15 protein-coding genes and 1 pseudogene are annotated in these 20,001 nt (G+C 66.7%); 12 read left to right on the top strand and 4 right to left on the bottom strand.

Annotated features, from left to right (window positions below):
- The first annotated feature begins 779 nt into the window (after positions 1-779).
- A complete protein-coding gene (locus tag AFER_RS07410) occupies positions 780-1,379 on the top strand; it encodes a DJ-1/PfpI family protein (protein WP_015798842.1) in 600 nt (199 codons plus the stop codon).
- A gap of 425 nt (positions 1,380-1,804) precedes the next feature.
- Here AFER_RS07410 and AFER_RS07405 read toward each other — a convergent pair whose 3' ends face one another.
- On the bottom strand, positions 1,805-3,187 hold the full coding sequence (locus tag AFER_RS07405) for an MFS transporter (protein WP_015798841.1): 1,383 nt from the start codon (positions 3,185-3,187) through the stop codon (positions 1,805-1,807).
- 163 nt (positions 3,188-3,350) lie between these two features.
- On the opposite strand from AFER_RS07405, the gene AFER_RS07400 reads away from it, so the two are divergent.
- The 5 genes from AFER_RS07400 to AFER_RS07380 all read left to right on the top strand — a co-directional run bounded on the left by AFER_RS07400 (position 3,351) and on the right by AFER_RS07380 (position 9,952).
- Positions 3,351-3,875: a hypothetical protein gene (locus AFER_RS07400; RefSeq protein WP_041661767.1), complete on the top strand. Its 525-nt coding sequence runs from the start codon at positions 3,351-3,353 to the stop codon at positions 3,873-3,875.
- 58 nt (positions 3,876-3,933) lie between these two features.
- Entirely contained in the window at positions 3,934-6,246 is a 2,313-nt protein-coding gene (locus tag AFER_RS07395; protein ID WP_015798839.1) for an SDR family oxidoreductase, read from the top strand.
- On the top strand, positions 6,243-7,445 hold the full coding sequence (locus tag AFER_RS07390) for a zinc-dependent alcohol dehydrogenase (RefSeq protein WP_015798838.1): 1,203 nt from the start codon (positions 6,243-6,245) through the stop codon (positions 7,443-7,445). Before AFER_RS07395 ends, AFER_RS07390 begins: the two co-directional genes overlap by 4 nt.
- The gene (larAH, locus tag AFER_RS07385) at positions 7,446-9,044 is read left to right on the top strand and encodes an NPN-dependent hydroxyacid isomerase, LarAH14/15/16 family (protein WP_015798837.1); all 1,599 of its coding nucleotides are present in this window, start codon (positions 7,446-7,448) and stop codon (positions 9,042-9,044) included.
- An 83-nt stretch (positions 9,045-9,127) separates the two neighbouring features.
- On the top strand, positions 9,128-9,952 hold the full coding sequence (locus AFER_RS07380) for a lysophospholipid acyltransferase family protein (RefSeq protein WP_171788969.1): 825 nt from the start codon (positions 9,128-9,130) through the stop codon (positions 9,950-9,952).
- Positions 9,953-9,958: 6 nt separating this feature from the next.
- On the opposite strand, the gene AFER_RS07375 is transcribed toward AFER_RS07380, so the two are convergent.
- The 3 genes and pseudogenes from AFER_RS07375 to AFER_RS07365 form a co-directional block, all read right to left on the bottom strand.
- Positions 9,959-10,981: an IQM protein middle domain-containing protein gene (locus AFER_RS07375; protein ID WP_143711982.1), complete on the bottom strand. Its 1,023-nt coding sequence runs from the start codon at positions 10,979-10,981 to the stop codon at positions 9,959-9,961.
- 460 nt (positions 10,982-11,441) lie between these two features.
- A complete protein-coding gene (locus AFER_RS12385; protein WP_171788968.1) occupies positions 11,442-13,049 on the bottom strand; it encodes a hypothetical protein in 1,608 nt (535 codons plus the stop codon).
- 97 nt (positions 13,050-13,146) lie between these two features.
- Positions 13,147-13,769 (bottom strand): annotated as a pseudogene (locus AFER_RS07365) (IS607 family transposase).
- 374 nt (positions 13,770-14,143) lie between these two features.
- Between AFER_RS07365 and AFER_RS07360 the strand changes: the two are divergent.
- From AFER_RS07360 to AFER_RS07340, 6 genes are all read left to right on the top strand, one after another.
- Positions 14,144-15,712, top strand: coding sequence for a phage tail sheath family protein (locus AFER_RS07360; protein ID WP_015798831.1), 1,569 nt, complete (start codon positions 14,144-14,146; stop codon positions 15,710-15,712).
- A gap of 15 nt (positions 15,713-15,727) precedes the next feature.
- Positions 15,728-16,210: a phage tail protein gene (locus AFER_RS07355; RefSeq protein ID WP_015798830.1), complete on the top strand. Its 483-nt coding sequence runs from the start codon at positions 15,728-15,730 to the stop codon at positions 16,208-16,210.
- A 3-nt stretch (positions 16,211-16,213) separates the two neighbouring features.
- Complete coding sequence (locus AFER_RS12510) at positions 16,214-16,687, top strand: hypothetical protein (protein ID WP_015798829.1); 474 nt, start codon at positions 16,214-16,216, stop codon at positions 16,685-16,687.
- On the top strand, positions 16,684-16,857 hold the full coding sequence (locus AFER_RS12380) for a DUF6760 family protein (RefSeq protein WP_015798828.1): 174 nt from the start codon (positions 16,684-16,686) through the stop codon (positions 16,855-16,857). The genes AFER_RS12510 and AFER_RS12380 overlap by 4 nt, the downstream gene beginning before the upstream one ends.
- Positions 16,854-17,330 carry a phage tail protein gene (locus AFER_RS07345; RefSeq protein WP_015798827.1) on the top strand — a complete coding sequence of 159 codons (477 nt, stop codon included), beginning with the start codon at positions 16,854-16,856 and terminating at the stop codon, positions 17,328-17,330. Before AFER_RS12380 ends, AFER_RS07345 begins: the two co-directional genes overlap by 4 nt.
- Positions 17,331-18,211: 881 nt before the next feature.
- The gene (locus tag AFER_RS07340; RefSeq protein ID WP_171788967.1) at positions 18,212-19,975 is read left to right on the top strand and encodes an eCIS core domain-containing protein; all 1,764 of its coding nucleotides are present in this window, start codon (positions 18,212-18,214) and stop codon (positions 19,973-19,975) included.
- Positions 19,976-20,001: the final 26 nt, after the last annotated feature.

Raw genomic sequence — 20,001 nt, 5'->3', positions numbered from 1 at the left:
CGAGGAGGAGATCTGCCTCTGCCGCCAGCGCAAGCAGCTCGACACGGAGCGGGAGCGTGCGAAGCGAGCGATGCCCGACTCGGCGTGAGAGCGCGACAGTGGGCTCTGGGCGCTGGGCCTTGCACGACGGGGCCGATCGGCTCTCCGCGACGATGCCCAGCACGATCCATCGACATCTGACGCCAGGCCTGCGACGGCCAGCGATCGCCCAAGGGGCGAGGATAGCGAGCACGTGATGCCCGTCAGCGTGATCTGCGCCGACTCGGAATCGACCGGCCTCACCGACGTCCGACGCGGCGAGGGATCGAGCCGCCTCGCAATCGCACCTGAGCCGACTCGAGGCGGACGAAGGGCTGGTTGCTCGAGCAGCGCATGCTCGATGTGAGCTGGCGATCGAGGTGATCGGAGCTGCGCGGCGGACTCGCGGTGGCCTCACGGGTGCGATCTTCCTCGGGACTAAGGTTGCACGGCTCGTCGCGAACGTGTGGACGCTCTGGTGGCAGACGGGGTGTTGGCATGGGTGGGCACGGTCGTGGCCTGTTGCGACAACGCCGTCGCCGGGACCTTCCTCGCGAGCTCATCGTGCGAGCTCGTCGCCCGCCACCGCGTCATGGACCTCGCCGAGGCGGCCACGCCATCGCACGCTGGGTCGAGTGAACCGACACGATCTGCCTGTCGTCGGCCCTCGGGTGCCAGGCTTGCGTCGGCGACGAGCTCTCTTCGGTCCGCGAGGAGGCGGCCGTGGCCTAACGTCAGTGTGTCGAGTCGAGGGGGATCCCATGTCGCAGCAGGTGGCCGTGGTGGTGTTCGATGGTTTCGAGCTCCTCGATGCGTGTGGACCGATGGAGCTCCTCGGCGCGCTCGCGGACCAGTTCGCGATCGCGGTCGTCGGTCCGACGACCGCACCGGTACGGAGCACGCAAGGACCACGACTCTGTGTCGATACCACCTACGCTGATGCTCCAGTCGCCGATATCGTGCTCGTGCCGGGCGGGAGAGGAACTCGCGAGCTGGTCGACGATCATGACTTCCTCGCATGGCTGCGTACGTGGGCGTCGGCGGCAACGTTGGTCAGCTCGGTCTGCACGGGCTCTGCACTCCTCGGTGCGGCGGGTTTGCTCGATGGTTACCGGGCTACCTCGAACAAGCGAGCGTTGGCGTGGGTGATGGAGCAAGCGCCGCAGGTCCGCTGGGAGGCCCAGGCTCGATGGGTGGAGGATCGTGATCGCTGGACGTCATCTGGCATTGCGGCTGGTCTCGACATGACGGTTGCGCTCGTTGCGTCGCTCTGCGGGGATGAGACCGCGATGGAGCTGGCTCGGACGTTGGAGTTGGAGCCGAACAGGGACCCGACCAGGGACCCGTTTGCGGCTTCGTGAGCTCGACTTGCCCGGAGCCGCCGAGTGATCGTGGTGGGCGGTCGCCGTCACCGGTGCGACGACACCCGGTGGAACCGCGCTTCGATCGCCACGACGGGTCCTTCGCTCCACGCTCGGTCGGATCGGGTGGCCCGTTGGCGCTTGAGCCCTGACGTGGGACGCCTGTCGCGGTAGCGGGCGGGTCCAACCCGGTTCTGCCTGCTCGAAGAGGTGGGAGTGGTCGGGGAGGGGCCGCGGCGTGGCGCAAGCCGAAGCCTTACGACACACGAGCACACGTGGGTGACGATCGTGACGCTGTGCACGCGCGTGGGGCGCGGTCGAGCGCGCTTCGCGGGCTGTCCCGATCGAGGCCCCGCGACACGAGCTACCGCTCGGGCGGGCCGAGCGGTAGCTGAGCGTGTCGGTGCGTGCCTCGGCGGGTCTGATCAGTCCGCTGCGCCGGCGGGAAGGAGTTCGCCTGCGTTCTCCTCGAGGGTGCGTCGCGCTGTCTCGGGGACCGCGAGCAGCGTGATGGCGAGCGCTAGGATCGCGACCCCCGCGAGGAACACGAGTGCGGCATCTTCTCCCCAGGTCGCGAAGAGTGCTGGAAAGACGAATGACGTCAGCGAGGCACCGAGACGACCCGAGGCGACGGTGAGCGCTTGGACGAGTCCGCGTGCTCGTGTCGAGGAGAGTTCGACGCCGAGAAGCCCCGAAGCCGAGATCGATCCTGGACCTGCTTGCTGGGAGAAGTTGACGCCTCCGTACACCAATGCGCCGACAAGCGGTGCTGCGGCGATCGCAGCGTGCGCTGCGGCGAACATGACGAGGAAGGCTGCCATGCCGGCGAAGCCGAGCGCCTGCATCCAGCGACGACCGACCCGATCGACGAGGCTGAGCCCGACGATGGCGCCGGGGATCGTCGCGACGAGCTCCATGGCCAAGTTGAACGTTCCGGGCGTCAGGCCGATCCCCTTCGCGATCAACGAGGGCCCGAAGAGGATGCCGCTGTAGGCGACGATGTCGAACAAGAACCAGAGTGAGCAGGCTGCGAGGACGGCGGGCCAACGACGTGCGAAGAATGACTTGAGGTCCTCGTTCAGGCCGAGGCGCGTGGGCGGTGCGACGCGATCGCCGCTGGCTTCGCGTGCGACGGCTGCATAGGCGGTGGGGTCGCGGCGGATGGCCAGGAGAAAGCGCGGCGTTTCGGGAAGGCGTCGTCGCAGGTAGATCACGGATGCCGCCGGTAGTGCGCCGGCCGCGAGCACGATCCGCCAGACGAGATCAGGCGCGACGCCCGCTCCCTCGAGGATGAGGTAGAGCATGCTTGCGATCACCGCGCCGACGGTCCAGGTAAGGCCGAAGCCCAGCGCCATGATCTTGCCGCGATCTCGGCGATTGGCGTGCTCACCGAGGATCATCGGACTGAGGACGTAGTCGGCTCCGACGCCGATGCCGAGGATGAACCGGATCGCGATGAGCCAGGTGATCGAGGGTGCGAAGGCCTGAGCGAGCGCTGCGAGGGCCATGATCGTGACGTCGAGACCATAGAAGCGCTTGCGGCCCCGGTTCGCGGCGAAGCCGAAGGCGAGCGCGCCAACGGCAGATCCGACGAGTGCTGACCCGGCGAGCAGCGAGCTCTCGACACCGGTCAGTGAGTGCTGATGGAAGCTTGCCAGCGCAAGTGGCAAGACGATCCCGACCGAGGACAGGTCGTAGCCGTCGGTGAGCACGCCCATCCCAGTGGTGAAGAGCGACCGCCAGTGGAAGCGGTTCAGTCGAGCCTCGTCGACCGGTTCATACGGACTTGGCGGTTGATGCGTGTCCACAGTGACCTCCCGTTGTCGTCTTCCAGGGACGCTTCCAGCGTGAGAGCCCTGGGTGACGGTGCGGTTGCTCGCGCTCGACGGAAGGGCCACACTTCGGTGACGGATCGGTAGCCCGCGGTCGCGGGGACCAAGTGTGGGCAGTAGCAAGCACTACACTGGTCCCGTGACCGCAGCCCTTCGCCGTGCCATGCCACTCTCTCGTCGAGAACGACAGATCGGCTACGCACTCGTGCTGATCGAGGCCGTGGTGTACACGGTGCTGTGGATCCCAGTCCTCGATGGCCACGTGAAGCTCACGGGCCACGGGATCCTCGCTAACCCTGAGTTCATTCTTGCCGAGGGGCTGGTCTTGATGGCGATCACGGCCATCATGATTCAGCGAGACCGGCGACGGATCGCGGGTGGGTTTGCGATGCTCGTCGCGATCGGCGCCGGTTGGGGCAACCTCGTCATCGCCGCATTCCCGATCCTCGCGTGGGGCGTCTTCGTCGGCTTCAAGGCCAATCCCGAGGTCGTCGCTGCTCGTCGAGCTGCTCGTGAAGCACGACGCAGCGGCAAGGGCAAGACTGGCGATGGTGCCGCCACAGAAGGGACCTTGTTGCCGCATCGGCCGACAACCGCATCGAAGCGCTACACCCCGCCCAAGCGCAGGGCGACGGTGCGTCGTCGGGGCACGTCCTCGTCGTGAGTGCCCGAAGGTAGGCTTGATGAGCCCCACGGTGGGGGCTTGAGGAGGCTAGGTCGGGGTGTTGCGCGAGTCCTTGGCGGGTCGGTTGATCTTCCTTACGGGCGCGACGGGCTTCCTCGGGACGGCCATCGTCGAGTCCGTTCTTCGGTTGCTCCCGGAGACTCGTGTTGCGGTCTTGATTCGACGCGGTCGTACGACGAGCGCCGAGGAGCGCCTCCGTCGAGAGCTGCTTGGCAACAGCTGCTTCGATCGACTCCGAGCCGAGCTCGGTCGGGATGCGTTTGCGGACATGGCTGCTCGTCGGGTCGTGCTCGTCGAGGGTGACGTTGGCCGTGATGGTCTCGGTCTCGACCCTGCGGGACGGTCGGTGCTTGGCGCAGCCGACATCGTGATCCACTCCGCGGCGACGGTGAGCTTCGACGCGACACTCGATGCTGCCGTCGAGATCAACCTGCTCGGGCCGGCGAGAGTGCTCGAGGCGTACGAGCAGGCACGTGCCGAGGCCGATCTCGCGCCAGGCCACTTCGTCGCCATCTCGACCGCCTACGTCGCCGGCTCGCGCAAGGGTGACGCACCCGAGGCGTCGCTCCGCACGCAGCCGCACTATCCGGACGTGGATTGGCGTGCGGAGGTCGAGGCTGCCAGGGCTCTGCGTCGAGAGACGGAGCATCGTTCTCGCGAGCCGGAGCGGCTCGAAACGTTCCGTCGCAAGGCGCTGGCGGAGCTCGGGGCTGCGGGGGTCGCGATCGTGGCCGAACGCACCGAGCGCTTTCGACGCGACTGGGTCCATGAGCGTATGGTCGAACTGGGTCGGGCGCGAGCGCAGAGCCTGGGATGGCCGGACGCCTACGCCATGACGAAGGCGCTCGGGGAACGCGTCCTGGAGGAGCGCCGTCAGCGCACCCCGGTGTCGGTCGTGCGCCCCTCGATCATCGAGTCGAGCTACGCCGAGCCGCGACCGGGTTGGATTCGAGGGTTCCGCATGGCGGAGCCCATCATCATCTCGTTCGCGCGGGGGCTGCTGCGCGATTTCCCTGGGTCGGCCGAGACGGTGGTCGACGTGATCCCCGTGGACTTCGTCGTCGGCGCGGTTCTCGTCGCCGCTGCTCATCCCCCCCGGGCGATGGCGTACTACCACGCGGCCTCGGGCACGAGGAACCCGCTTCGTTACGAGGTGATGGTCTCGCTCATCCGGCAGTACTTCGCCGAACACCCGCTCTACGACGACAAGGGCCAAGCCATCGCGATACCTTCGTGGACCTACCCAGCCAGAGGGGAGGTCGAACGCCGTCTCGAGCGCACCAGGCGGGCCGTCGGGGCGGTGCTCGGCCTCCTGGGGCGGCTGCCGCTTCGCGGTCCCATGCTCTCGGCCCAAGATGGTCTCGTCGAGACGCAGGACGCCCTCGAGCGGGCTCGTTCCTACGTCGAGCTCTACGGTGCCTACGCCGAGTGCGAGGCGATGTACGGGTCCGAACGGCTCGTAGAACTCGTCTCCCTCGCGAGCGCTGACGACGGCGTGCTCGTCGATCCGGCGGCCATCGATTGGCGGCACTTCATCCTCGACGTCCACCTGCCGAGCGTGGTCGAGCACGCTCGCGCGCGCACGAATCCCCGGCGCGGTCCGCGACGCTCCCGAGACGACCGCCTACGCGAGGGTCTGCTGCGCGGGCGACGCCTGGCCGTGTTCGATCTCGAGAACACCTTGGTCGCAGCGAACGTGGTGGACTCGTTCGCCTTCGTCGCGACCAGTGCGCTGCGCCCCGTGGATCGGTTCGGGCTCGTCGCGAGCCTGCTCGCCGAGGCGCCGAAGCTGTTGCGGCTCGACGGCCGCGACCGCTCCGACTTCCTCCGGTACTTCTATCGTCGTTACCGCGATGCGGATCCTGCCGAGCTTGCCAAGCTGGCTCCGGATCTCATGACGGGCTACCTCCTGCGCAAGACGTTCCCGGAGGGCCTCGCCAGAGTGCGGCAACATCGTGCCGCCGGTCATGTGACGGTCGGCGTCACCGGTGCGCTGCGCTTTGCGATGGAGCCGTTCCGCCCGCTGTTCGACGAGCTCATCGCCCTGGACATGCCTGAGAGGAACGGCCGCTTAAGTGGTACGGTGCCCGGGACGCTGCCCATTGGGGAGGCACGAGCCGACCTCGTGCGTCAGCTCGCGGCCCGCTACGAGATCCCGCTCGCTGACACGATCGCCTACGCAGACTCCACCAGTGATCTGCCCATGCTCGAAGCAGCGGGTACGGCGGTCGCGGTGAATCCGGATGCGAAGCTGCGCGCGCTTGCCAAGCGGCGGGGTTGGCTCATCGAGGAGTGGGAACGTGCCTCTGGGTTCCCGTCGCTCATGCTGCCCATCGGAGGTCGTCGATGAGGGCGTTGCAGGTCGAACGTCGGCCAGCGCGGTTCGCGGCGGCTCGTCTGCTCGCTGGATCCTCGACGCGACGGGCGATCGAGAGCGGCCCACTCGCGTTGGTTGACGTCGACCCGCCGGAGCTTCCTGGGCCCAACTGGGTGCGCGTACGGCCCCGGCTTGCCGGGATCTGTGGGTCAGACCTCGCATCGGTGTTCTTCGAGACGTCGCGCTACTTCGAGCCTCTCGTCTCGCTGCCCTTCATCCCGGGGCACGAAGTCGTCGTTGACGCGGAGGGTCGATCGGGTCGGTGGGTCGTCGAGCCGGCGTTGACGTGTGCCGTGCGGGGCGTGCCGCTGTGTGACGCGTGCCAACGAGGTGAAACGCAGCGCTGTGCGTCGATCGCGGTCGGCGATCTCGAGCCGGGCATCCAGACCGGCTACTGTGCCTCGACCGGGGGTGGTTGGGCGAGCGAGTTCGTGGCGCACGAGGCCACGTTGCACGCGGTTCCTGACGAGGTCGACGATGCGGACGCCGTGATGGTCGAGCCACTGGCGTGTGGTCTCCATACCGTCTTGAGCGTCGGTCGGCGTGACGGGCATGTGGCGGTGATCGGTGCTGGCACCGTGGGCCTTGTCGCGACGGCCGTCGCCGCTCGGCTGCAGAGCTTTGCCAGCGTGACGAGCGTCGCACGCTACCCGCTCCAACGTGAGCTCGCGAGCGCGTTCGGTGCGGATCGTGTCGTGACTGAGCGCGAGCTACCAGAGCGGGCACGTCGTCTGCGAGGAACACTGCGAGCAGGGCGCTTCCTCGGCGACGGTTTCGATGCCGTCATCGATGCGGTGGGCTCTGCCAGTTCGATCCAGCTCGCGATCGAGTCGGTCCGACCGGGTGGCGAGGTGATCGTGGCGGGCATGCCGTCGCCCCAACGTCTCGATCTCGCACCCTTGTGGCACCGGGAGGTGCGACTGATCGGCGCATACGCCTACGGCACCGAGGTGCTCGAACCCGACATCGCCCAGTCCTTGGGACGAGTCGCCGGTCCGGTACGCACGTTCGATCTGGCGATGGGTCTCGCCGCGGACCTTGGCCTCGGACGACTCGTGACCCATCGCTATGGCCTGCGCGACTACGTCACGGCCATCGCGAAGGCTCGGGAAGGGGGTCGCGCCGATGCAATCAAGGTCGTCTTCGATCTTCACCAAAGGAAGGCACGCTAAGTGGCATATCGACCTGGCTTCGTACTCGAAGTAGACCGAGCGACGCCCCCGACCCTGTTCTGGTATGGGGAGGGTTTCCGGCTGGAGCGGCTCCCTGCGGGATCACGGGTGGTGTATCCTCCGGATCCGCTGCCGGCAGTTCGAGACGCTCGTGCGGCGATTCGCGATGCGCTGGCGCACCCGATCGATGCCGAGCCGCTCGAAGCGCTGCTCTTTCCGGGGATGCGACTGACGATCGCCTTCGACGACGTGTCGCTCCCGCTGCCGCAGATGGCTGCCCCCGATGTCCGCAGCCTCGTCATTGAGGAGGTTCTCGAGCTCGCCGCCGCCAAGGGGGTCGAGGATATCCAGCTCGTCGCGGCTCTGGCCTTGCATCGGCGTATGACGGAGTCGGAACTTCGACATGCCCTCGGTCGTCGGGTCTACGATGCGCTTGCACCGCGTGGGATGATCACCCAGCACGATGCCGAAGACAAGGCCAACATGGTCGTCGTCGGCCATACCGACGAGGGAGAGCTGGTCGAGCTCAATCGCCGTGCGGTCGAGAGCGACTTGCTCGTGTACGTCAATATCAACCTCGTCTCCATGGATGGGGGCCACAAGAGTGTTGCAACTGGGCTTGCGAGCTACGACTCCATCCGCCATCATCACAACGTCACGACGATGGTGCACTCGCGGTCGTTCATGGACCGACACAACTCCCAGCTGCACTCCTCCAACTGGCGCATGGGCCGTCTCATCGCCCGTAGCGGCATACGTATTTTCCAGATCGAGACCACGCTGAACACCAACACCTTTCCATCGTCGTTTCGGTTCCTCAATCGACGGGAGTGGGAGTGGGACCTTCGCGATCGAGCGAGCTACGTCGCCGTCGCCGAGTCCTTGCGACGCACTCCGCCGCATCTCGCGCGGGAGATCTTCCATCGCGTTCGATCGCCCTACGGTTTGACGGGCGTCGCCGCCGGTGAGGTCGAGGCGGTGCACGAGCAGACCATCGAGCGGGTCTATCGCCAGCAGCTCGTGCCCGTCGAGGGGCAGGCTGACATCTTGACCATGGGCCTTCCCTTCGTCGGGCCCTACAACGTGAACTCGATCATGAACCCCATCCTCGTCTACTGCCTAGGACTTGGCTATCTCTTCAACATGTATCGAGGCCGTCCCTTGGTTCGTCGTGGCGGAGTCTTGATCATGGCGCATCCGACGAGGCCCGAGTTCGATCCAGCGTTCCACCCGAGCTACATCGACTTCTATGACCAGGTGCTCTCCGAGACGACGGATCCCCTCGTGATCGAGGCAAAGTACGAGGAGAGCTTTGCGCGGGACCCCTGGTACATCCATTTGTATCGGACGCAGAACGCCTACCACGGCGTGCACCCGTTCTACATGTGGTATTGGGGCGCACATGCCCTCGACCACCTTGGCGGCGTGATCATTCTCGGCGGTGATCCGAAGACAGCTCGTCGCCTCGGTTTCCAGGCGGCGAGCACCCTCGACGATGCTCTGGAGATGGCGCGGTCGATCGTCGGCCCCAACCCATCGATCACCCACCTGCACAGTCCGCCGCTGGTCATGGCCGACGTATCGGAGGGACAGCGGTGAAGCTGCCCGCTTCCGTCCGCTTCGTCGTACGAGCTCCGAGCCCGCCTGGGCAGCTTCCGTTTGATCGAACTGCGCGGACGGGCGTGGAGTTCGACACGTCCTTTGCCCGGCGGGACTCGGTGCGGGTCGCTCGCGCCGTCTTGCTCGATGGGGTGGTGTTACCTGGGGTGCGAGCCATCGCGCGTCCTCGTCTCATTGCGGGCGAGGTTCTCGACGCCTTGGATGAGCCGGTCGTGTTCGTGGCGAACCACCAGAGTCACCTCGACACCCCGGTCGTGCTGTCGGTTCTGCCGGCGAGGGTGCGGCATCGGACCGTCGTGGGTGCGGGAGCGGACTACTTCTTCGATCGTCCCTCGAAGGCGTTCGCCTCCGCCCTGGTGCTCGGTGCGATCCCCATCGAGCGGCAGCGAGTCTCTCGGCGCTCAGCCGAACTCGCCGAGCAGCTCGTCGAGGAGGGCTGGAATCTCCTTCTGTTCCCCGAGGGCGGGAGAACTCCCGATGGCCTGCCACAGGAGCCGAAGGCTGGAGCAGCACAAGTGGCGCTGCGAACAGGACGACCGGTCGTGCCGTTGTTCATCGATGGCACGTGGGAGATCCTCGGCAAGGGACAACGCCGCCTGCGACCGGGCTCGACGACCATCGTCGTTGGAGAACCACTCACGGCGCGCGAGGGAGAGCGTCCCGGTGCGTTCACCGCTCGGATCGCCGATGCTCTCGCGCTTGCCGGTCGCGAGGCTGCAACGGATTTCTGGGAAGCGCGCCGGACGAAGGGTACGTTCGTTCCAGAAGGACGGAGCTGGATCGAGCTCTGGCAGCGGAGCGCTCACCGTCATCGGGACGAACGCGAGCGTCTCTGGCCGCGTAACTTCGGCTCGCGCACCGTGGACGGCGACAGCCCCGAGCTGTAGCCGGGTCTACTCGTCTGAGGGCGGTGCGGACGACTGGTAACCGATCGACTGTGGCGGTGGACCTTGCGTGTCCTCGGCCGGTTCGTCGTGGAAGGCGAGCCATTCCGTCGCCGATGCCCAGTTGCGGCGATGACCGTTCAGGTGAGATCGATTGCAGGTGGAGTTGAGGGCTTCCTCGACTTCGATCTCGTCGAGATTGACGTGGTTGCGCTCGAATACCTTGAAAACGTTGCGCAAGTAGTCGGCCGTGGGACGGTAGTGCCCGCTCGCGTTGGAGATCGAGCGGATCTTGCCGTTCTCGACTCGCATCATGCCAGCCCCTGCCACCTCAGTGCCTGCGAGGAGCGTGGAGTGATGCGTCTCCTGTACCTTGCCCGGTGCCGAGAGCAGCGTGCCACCTTGGGAGAGGACGTAGAGGGCTTGGCCTCGCTCAGACTCGTTGCCATGCATCGTGTTCTGGATGTCCGTGGTGTCATAGGGCTCGAGTTGCCACTTACCCGGTGGCTGGTCGGGGCCCGGGGCGACACGGCGCATGAGCAGGCCACCGCGAAACGCGAGGGTCTTCGACTGCGACTCGAGCGGCGTGAGGTACTTCGTCGTGGTGAACTCGCGCATGGCGAGCTGCTTCGTCGAGGGGAAAGCTGGTGCGAGGCCGTGCTTGGCACGCAGGTGTGCGTCAAGGGCCCATAGGGAGGTTGCCTTCTCTTGGGCCTCCACCGACGGCGGCCTGCTTGATACTGTTGCGAGCAACTCGTTGATGTCATTGCCGTAGCTTGGTGCGCGGGACTGCGAAGGTGACGATTGGGTGTTGTTGTAGTTCCCACCCGGCGCCTCGTGCTGTTGCCCCTCGCCGACCACATGGCGTAGGTCCTCGTAGAGAGGCTGGTTCTCGGTGTTGTTGTAGTTCCCACCCGGCGCCTCGTGCTGTTGCCCCTCGCCGACCACATGGCGTAGGTCCTCGTAGAGAGGCTGGTTCTCGGTGTTGTTGTAGTTCCCACCCGGCGCCGATCCGGAGTTGTCGACAAGCATGCTCGTCGTGCGATTGCCGAGCTGCCGTTGGAGGGCGAGCACCTGTTGTGGTGACGGTCGCGAGGCACGCCCATCGGTTGAGGGTGTGCCCACACGCTGCCACTGAGGACGGGATGTCTGTGCGGATACTTGCGGTGCGGCGGGCCGCCGACGCCGAAGCCATGGAAACCAGGAAGGCATCGCCAACCCCCTTCTGCGGCCGCGCGCCGCAGCATCGGCCAAGGTGGCCAGTGACCACTGACTCTAGCAAGGTTCGAGTGTTCGCGATCGTCGCAAGGCGGTCGGCGTTTCCGCGAAGGTTCCTGCCATGGTAGGAACCGCAGGTGCGTGAACAGCGCACCCGAAGCCCCCGCCTTCAGGCGGGGGTGGAGTCACGAGAAAGCCGTCGAGTGTGCTCCCCACCGTGGTGCTGTGATGATGCCAGTGCGGGCTGTTCATCGTGAACATCTCCTCACCGTTCCTAGACACTCAGCGAAACTCTGTCCCGCTTCGTGGGTGGCCCCGAACGGTCTTGGGCCACCTGGGTAACCGGGGTGGTCCGGTCGGCCCTTCGGGTCTTCTGCCACGTCTGTGGCTGCCCTCTGGCCTCTCGGGTCCCAAGTCCCCTCATGCGCTGCCTGGACAGGAGTGATGGTCCCCCGTCACCCGTGGCCCCCACGACCGGGCGGGTAGCTCTCTCTTCCCGATGCTCTGCTCGGGTCAAGTCACACCTCGTCTTTCGTCGTGCTCGCTGTCCAAGTCCACGTCTTCCGATGACCAGGGCCGCCGCATGGTGGCCCGAGATATCGATGAAGGTTTCCTGGAGGGCGCCGAGCCAGTGTTCGGCGCCCCACCTACTGGTGTAGGCCGGATCGACGGCGACAACCGTGATTCCGGTGTTCGCGGCCATCTGGATGAGCAGGTTACGGAACTTCGCCGTAGGGATGCCTGCGATGAGGCGGCGAAAGCGTCTGCCCCGCTTGCCACGCGATGGTCGGTTGCCATGCAGTTCTCGACCTATGTCCCTGGACTCGGCGAAGTCCAGGTTCTCGATCACGATGGCCCGAGCACCGCCGGTCTTCGCCATGGTGAGTACGTCAGAGATCGCTTGACGCAGGTGGCCGTCTCGGGTGGTGGCTGGCAGCCCGTCGAGGACAATGGGGATGGTGGCCGGTCGCCCGACAGGGTTGCCCGACGGGTCGAGGAGGACGGTTGCAAGGTGTCCGGCGTTCAGATCGACGGCCATGACCCGATGCTCTCGGACCTGCTCGATGGTGAGTGGCTGACGGTCGGGGTATCTCCAGGATGCGTCGAGATACCATCGCCCCTTCTGCGGCAGGAACACAATGTCGTAGCGCACGGCCCCATTCACGGCCTGAGCTGCGACCTCATCCCCTCTGTAGGGGAAGCTGATCGGGCATGAGAGTCGGTAGCGGTTTCGGGACCGGTTGGCGAGGTGGGCAAGCGCCCTAGGAAGGGCGATGTCGAGCCACTGCTCATCTGGGTGCCACCGGATCGTGAGGTTGCCAAGGTACTTGTCCTTCTCCCCGTCCGCGGTGAGAAACCAGCGCTCAGCTCGCCAGCGCTCTCGCCAGGCATCGTCAGTCAGTCCGGCTTCGTCCAGGTGGTGATGGACGTTGGCCAGGTGCTTCCCACCACGACAGATGGACACCCGCCCGCTCTCCAGGCGGGCCTCGACCACCTCGAGGCGGTGTTCGAGGATCTGGAGACGGCGTTGCTTCTGGAACCGCTCGGCCTGAGTGGGATACCCGTAAGAACGTCCACGTCGTGTTCCCGCAGGCACCGCGAGACGACGGCGAATCTGGGCGATCCGAGCCCGGAGGCTCCGTTGTTCGGCTTCGAGGTTGCCCATGGCGAGTTGGAAGGCATCCTCGCTCGTTCTGGTGATCGTTCCCGCCCACCGAGAGGACGTGAGGGCCGTCAGCGCTCGTTTGCGCTCACGACGAGACTCAGTCTTGCCCTTGGCATCGAGCTCTCCTTGGCGGCAGCGCTCAGCCAGGTCATTCGATGCAAGGGAGCCGAGGTAGGTACCAAGGGCCATGAGGACCGCTGCATCGACGTCAGTCACCTGAAGCCTGGTGCGCACACGAACACCTGTGGGTGGCGCTACCACGAACGGCGGAGAGATCGCGCGAAGCCGCTTGCTCACGGCTTGCTCTGCTCCTTCAGGTGAGACGCCCGCGATGGCATTGCCTTCTTGGAGGGGGCTTTGGCCCCATGTCCTGGGTAGCACATCGCAGGGCCTTCTCTGCTCGGCTACGAGCGGACCTGCGTCCGTAGAGTCTGGGGCAGAAGCTCGTGAGCACCTCGGTCATGTCCCGCACCAGGTCGTCGTCCACCTCGCCGTCGTCGATCACGACGAGCCTGCGGCCATGGGCCGAGCGTGCTGCTTCGACGAGTTCTACATTCATGCGAGCCAGGCGGTCAGGTGCTCCACGACGATGATGGTGACCTGCGGATCAGCGAGGAGGCGTCGAAGCTTGGGTCGAGACCCGTTCATCCCCGAGCCGACCTCTGCTTCCACCCGGGCTCTCGGCAGGCCGACCTTCGCTGCCCACTCGGTCAGCCGTGCGACCTGACGGTCGAGATCACCTCGCTGGTCATACGAAGAGACGCGGGCAGAGAGACCTACCATGTCCCTCGGGGTAGTGGTGGCAGCGTCTGGCTGGGCCAGGATGGTCCGCTGCTTCACTCTCACCGCAGGCACCGGAAGTGTGCCTGCATGGAACCGGTTGTAGGCGGTCTGAGGGTGGATACCCTGGCGGCGTGCCCACTCGGTGAGGTTCACGGCGCCACTGTATCACTAACACACACGTACTTGGTGTATGACAGACTCATGCTGGAGCAGTTCACAACCCCCTGTTGACCACCCCCGCACACTCTGATAACGTCACGTGGCAAGTACGTGTGTGTGGAGGGTATCGGCCACGCTGAGTGGTCTTGTGGCAACGCCCTGTCGGACCGATGGCGTCGAAGCGTTTCGTTGACGTCGGATGGTGCGGGCCGGACGTCACCAGGTCGCTCTGACGCGAGCTCGCAGATGGCCTGCGGTGGTGGCCCCCGGGCATGCGTGCCGTGTCGTTCGCGAGTGCTGTGAGTGAGTGTCTGGAGTGAGTGAACCTCCTCGAGGACAGCTCGAGGGCGAGGGAAAGGGGAACCATCGTGCCGACGTACGCCGCTCCTGGGGTCTACGTGGAGGAAATGCCCTCTGCGCAGAAGAGCCTGACGCCTGCCCCGACCGCGATCGCGGCCTTCGTGGGCTTCACCGAGCGTGCCCCGAACGACGACCCGAGCGATCCCGAGGGCACCCGCCCTCGTCTCGTCACGAGCTGGACGCAGTTCGAGGAGCTCTACGGCAGCTTCACCCCCGGGGCCATGCTGCCGCTCAGCGTCTACGGCTTCTTCCAGAACGGTGGCACGATCGCCTACATCGTTCGGATCCCGAACACCGAGCCCGCTGACGCCCCCTCGACGGCCTCCCTCCCTGCGGCCGATCGTGCCCTCGGCTCCCCGGTGCACGTCGAGAGCCTGGAACAAGGCGCTCCGCTCCAGGTAGTCGTGCGCACGGTGGACGCCGACGCCGACGGCCCGGCTCCCTTCGACCTCGACATCGTCGGCCCTGACGGCACGACCATCGAGTCGTTCACCAACCTCACCCTCGACGACTCCGAGCGCAACGTCGCCACGGTCGTCAACGCCGCCTCCCACACCGTGCGCGTGCGCGTGGACCTCGCCGACGCCGTCGACCTCTCGTCGCTGCTCGAGGTGATGCGTCCCGGGACCTATCCCCTCGTGGCACCGGCCCCGCACCCCGTCCCTGTGAGCCCCAAGCGCTTCGCAGGCTCCGAGAGTGCCCGCACCGGCATCAATGGCCTCACCATCGCCGACGACGTCACCATGGTGATCGTCCCCGACCTCGTGACGGCGGCGACCCGTCCCGACGGCACCATCGACCTCGCCATGTGGAAGGCCGTCCAGACCGCCCTCATCGGCCACTGCGAGCGCCAGGGCAACCGCATGGCGATCCTCGACGCCCCGCCCGGCATGACCCCCCAGCAGGTGCGCGAGTGGCGCAGCGACGTCGCCATGTACGACTCGGCCTTCGCGGCCATGTACTACCCGTGGATCCGAGTGGAGAACCCCGTCGGCACCAACGGCCAGAGCGAGGTGCTCATCCCGCCGAGCGGTCACATCGCCGGGGTGTGGTCGCGGACCGACGACACCCGTGGCGTGTGGAAGGCCCCGGCCAACGACACCATCCGCGGGTGCTTGGACGTCGAGCGCTCCATCACGAAGAACGAGCAGGCACTCTTGAACCCCATCGGGATCAACTGCATCCGCCCCTTCGGCACGCGCGGGATCCGCATCTGGGGGGCACGCACCCTCTCCTCCGACAGCGACTGGCGCTACATCAACGTGCGGCGTCTGTTCAACATGGTGGAGACCACCATCCTCGACGGCACGCAGTTCGCGGTGTTCGAGCCGAACGACGTCACCCTCTGGGAGGGCATCACCCGAACCCTCACCGCCTTCCTCGGCGGCCTCTGGCAAGACGGGGCACTCTTTGGCGCCTCGCCCGAAGAGGCGTTCTACGTCAAGTGCGACGCCGAGACCAACCCTCCCGCCGTCATCGACGAGGGTCGTCTCGTCGTGGAGGTGGGCATCGCCCCGGTGAAGCCCGCCGAGTTCGTCGTCTTCCGCATCAGCCAGCACAAGCAGCTCGCTGGCTAAGGAGAAAGGAGCACCATGGCCCAGTTCAACCTGATCAAGAACGATCCGCTCACCACGACGAACTTCTTCGTCGAGATCGACGGTGCCTACGTCACCAACGTCACGAGCATCGACGGCCTGAGCGTCGAGATCGAGGTCGCCGACTTCAACGAGCGTACGAAGGGCGCCCAGCTCGTCCAGCACAAGGTCATGAGCAAGCCGAAGTGGAACGGCGAGCTCACCATGAAGCGCGTCGCCCCGCTGAACGTCGCCGACGACGACATCTGGAAGTGGTTCAACGACCTGCGCACGAAGGGCATGGGGGTCCAGAACCGCAACAAGCCTCGCCGCCACGGCTCCATCGTCGTCTACGATTCGGCGCTCTCGGAGACGGCCCGCTGGAACTTCTACGACGCCTGGCCCTCGAAGATCGAGTTCGCCAGCCTCGAGGCCTCGGCGAACGACGTCGCCACCGAGACCATCACCTTGCAGTACGAGAAGCTCGAGCGCAAGAAGTAGGCCGTGCGGACGCGCTACGAGTTTGTTCTGCCGAGAGGCTACATCGACGACCAAGGGGTCGTTCGTCGCCGTGGCGTGATGCGCCTTGCGACGGCTCGCGACGAGCTCGAGCCGCTCCGTGATCCCACGATCAGCGGCCCGGACGATCCGCGCCTGACCATTCTGGTCTTGGCGCGCGTGGTGGAGCGGCTTGGGGATCTCGAGCTCGTGACACCCAACGAGATCCAAGACCTCTTCGCGGTCGACCTCGCGTATTTGCAGGACTTCTACGGCGTGATCAACTTTGGTTCCGAAGAGGACATCGAGGCGCTCTTGGCCGCGCAGGAGCGAGCCGAGTCGCAGACGAGTCCTCGACCCGAGACTACGGCGTCCGAGACGACGCCTCCGACGGCTGCCGCGGGATCGGAGTCGCCTCCGCGACCACCTGCTGGTGGGCGGCGCGCAGCGATCGAGGAGGTGCCGCAGAACGGGCGATGAAGCACTATCCGATCGACGTCCTCTGGCAAGAGGTGATCTACCTGGCGTACCACCTGCACTGGGATCTTGACGATCTGCTCGATCTGGAGCATCAGGACCGTGTGAGGCTCGTCCAAGGGGTCGCCGCGCTGAACGCACGAGCATGGGAGGAGGTACGACAGCTCTCGTGACCACGCAGTCAGGCTTTGATGGGCATATTCCCGACTCCTCCAGCTTCCTTCTTGAGGTCGATGGCACCGAGATCGGCATGTTCGCTGAGGTGTCGGGACTCGAGATGACCGTCGAGGTCGCCGAGTTCGCCGAAGGCGGACAGAACGGCTTCACACACAAGTTCCCGGGCCAGATCCATTGGCCGAATATCGTGCTGCGGCGAGGGATTTGTCGCTCGGACGCACTGTTCGATTGGGTTCGTCGGTCCTCGGGGCCGGCGTTCGCGGCGAACCAGAACAAGCTGCAGCGATCGACGGCTGCGATCACGCTGATCGCTTCCGACGGTCGTCGGCTGCGCTCCTGGGAGATCACGGGGGCATTCGCCGTGCGGTGGGTCGGTCCGAAGTTGGCGGTCGACGCGCATGGGATTCCTGCCATGGAGGAGATCGAGGTCGCTCACCAGGGCTTCACGTCGAAGACGTTCGCATCATGAGCGGCCACGACGCCACCGTGTCGACGTTCGTGGCCGGCATTGAGCGACGGTTCGGGTGGCATCGTTCGCTCGTGCGTCGGCCTCGACCGTCGGTTGGCGCCCTCGCACTGCGGTCGGTGCGCCACGCAACGATCGTCGGTCGGCCTCTCTCGCTGCGGTCGGCGATTGGCCCTTCGTTGCCGATTGGGGCGGGTACCGGTGATCGCCCGGTTCGTCCGCTCGGCCATCCGTTCCTGCGGCTGTGGCTTGCTGGTCAGGGCCAGGACGACGCGTCGGCGCTGGCGGATGCGGTTGGGGCGCACGCGGGCCGCCTTCCTCGCGTCACGGCTCGGCAGCAGACCCCCTACGCACCAGGGGGAGGCTTGGCGAGGCTCCGACGCGAGGTCTTGCCGGTTCGGCTCGTGCCCGATGTCGCAGCTGTCGGTACCGTGGTGTCGGATCGGGAGCGAGGACGTCCGCGCGCGGCGGCGAGGCCTTCGCCATCGCGCAGTGCGTACCGTGCGCCGCGTGTGGCACCCTCTCGTCGAGGAGGATCGCGGGGGAGCGCGAGGGATGGGGAGGCCGGGGCGGGCAGTGGCGCGTCCGCGGAGCCCGCATCGAGCTCGGATCCTTCGACGCCGACGGCCACGACTCCGGCAGGGGCGTCGCCGCAGCGACACCAGGCCGAACAGGGGGCACAACGCCAGCAGCATCGCGATGGAGCATCGCCCCCTGAGCCTGGCCTGGAAGGACGGGGAGCTCCTGGGGCACCACGTGAAGGAGGCGATCGGCCGCCGAGATCGGCGGTCGGGCTCCTGGACGCCGTGACAGCTGGTCGCACCGTCACGGATCGAGAAGCCGTTGGGGCGGGAGGGGCAACCTCGGACGGGGCGAGCCACGCTATGACGTTCGGCGAGTCGCTGGCGGCTGGTTGGGAGGCGGCTGCGGTCATTCTCGACGGTCTCGTACGCCAGGAGACCTACGCCGCACTGGCTCGGCACGGCAGCGAGAGGGCGGGCGAGCGAGGGCCGCTCTGGCAGTACACGTCGCGGTTTCCTCGGTCTGAGTTTCGTCGGGGCCGCGAGCGCGGCGCGCCTCCCGGTCGGCCGCTGCGCCCGGTCCGTCGGCGCACCCCCTGGCTGCGTTCGATCGGATTCGACGAGGAGTCCCAGGCGAGGAGCACGGGCGCTCGCGTGCCGAGCGCGAGGCGTTCGATGGTTGAGTCCGGCGGTCGACGGAGCGACGTTCGCACGTCGGCGGGACGGGCGGGGAGCTCGGGGATCGGGCTGTCCGATGGCGGACTCGCCGCTCGTCGACACGCAATCGATGCGGTCCGCGGGAGAGGCCAACTGCGTCGCGTCGACGCTTCGAGGGGCGTGAGGGTCGATGTGCCGATCGGCGAGCCAGCTGCTCCGACTGGGGACGGCTCGGTCGTCGGCGACGACGAGGCCGTCCGAAGGCACGGTGGGGTTCGCCGAGCGCTCGGGTCGTGGCCGACCATGGCGTCGCGCGGTCGTCGTCGGTGGGAACGTGGTGTGGCCACGCTTGCATCGAGTGGATGGGTCGCGCAGGGACTCTCAGTGCTCGGCTCGATGCCACGTGCGCTCAGTGATGGGGTGGTCGCGACGAGGGGCCTTGGCTGGTCAGGGCCGTCACGACCTCGGGGCCGCGAGCTTCGACCATCGCAGGTCGCGGGGCGCGGAGTCGAGTCCGACGGTCGGCTCTTCGCGAGCGCATCCGACGCGGTCATGGCCGATGTCGGGTCGCGCCGAGGATCGAGACCGGTCAGGTCGAATTGGCAGGGCCCTCGGGAGCGTTCGCAGGAGCCGGGAGAGGCCGTTCAGCCGCTTCCGGCCGTGCTGGAACCCCTCGCCAGCGCGCTGGGCGTCCGCGGACCGGTGGAGGTGCAGAGCGGCCCGCTCACTCGTCGGAGCCTGCGCGCCCTCGGGACGGTTGCCGCGACGGTCGGGCAGACGATCTTTCTCGAGCGCCCCGTGGACCGCTCGCCGGGTGCACTCGGCGTCATTGCGCACGAACTTGTGCACGTGGCCTCGGGTGACACGGGACGCGCCCCCCGACTGTTCGACGATCCGCACCTCGATGACGAGGAGCGGCACGCGAGGCGAGTGGGAAGCTTGGTGCGTGCACTGGTCGGCGATGAGGCGGGTGATGGGGAGCACGAGCGGCGTCTGCTCGCGGCGATGCCGCCGCCACCGCGTGGTTCTCGTGCGCACAACCCTGAGCCGTCGGGCACGGGGTTGACCCCGGTACTCGCGCCACCCATGGGACCCGGTGGCGACGTACTCGCTTCTCGGGAGCATGACGCGGTGCTCGCTGACCTTCAGGCGCTCTATGCACGATCGACGTCGTTGCCCCGAGGGTCGTCATCAGTGTCCCAAGGGTCGTCGGATGCCCGAGTCGCGACGCGAGCTGCGCCGGCGATGATGGCCGCGTCCGAATCCCCGGGGTCCACACGGCGGCGAGGTGGCGAGGGTTCAGGGATCGAGATAGGAGGTGGTCGCATGGTCGAGGAGGCGGGACCGGTTCGACCGTCGAGCGCTCCTCAGGCCGAGGAGTTCCTCGACTGGTTGGTCGAGCAGGTCGAGCGGCGTCTCGCGCGCGAACTCGATGCGCGCGGGTTGCGTCACCGACCCGACGTCCTCTAGGTGCTCGCGTGATGAGATCGACGGTG

Origin of the sequence: Acidimicrobium ferrooxidans DSM 10331 (assembly GCF_000023265.1) — a bacterium.
Classification (GTDB): Bacteria; Actinomycetota; Acidimicrobiia; order Acidimicrobiales; family Acidimicrobiaceae; genus Acidimicrobium; species Acidimicrobium ferrooxidans.
This window is presented reverse-complemented; position numbering and strand designations above follow the sequence as displayed.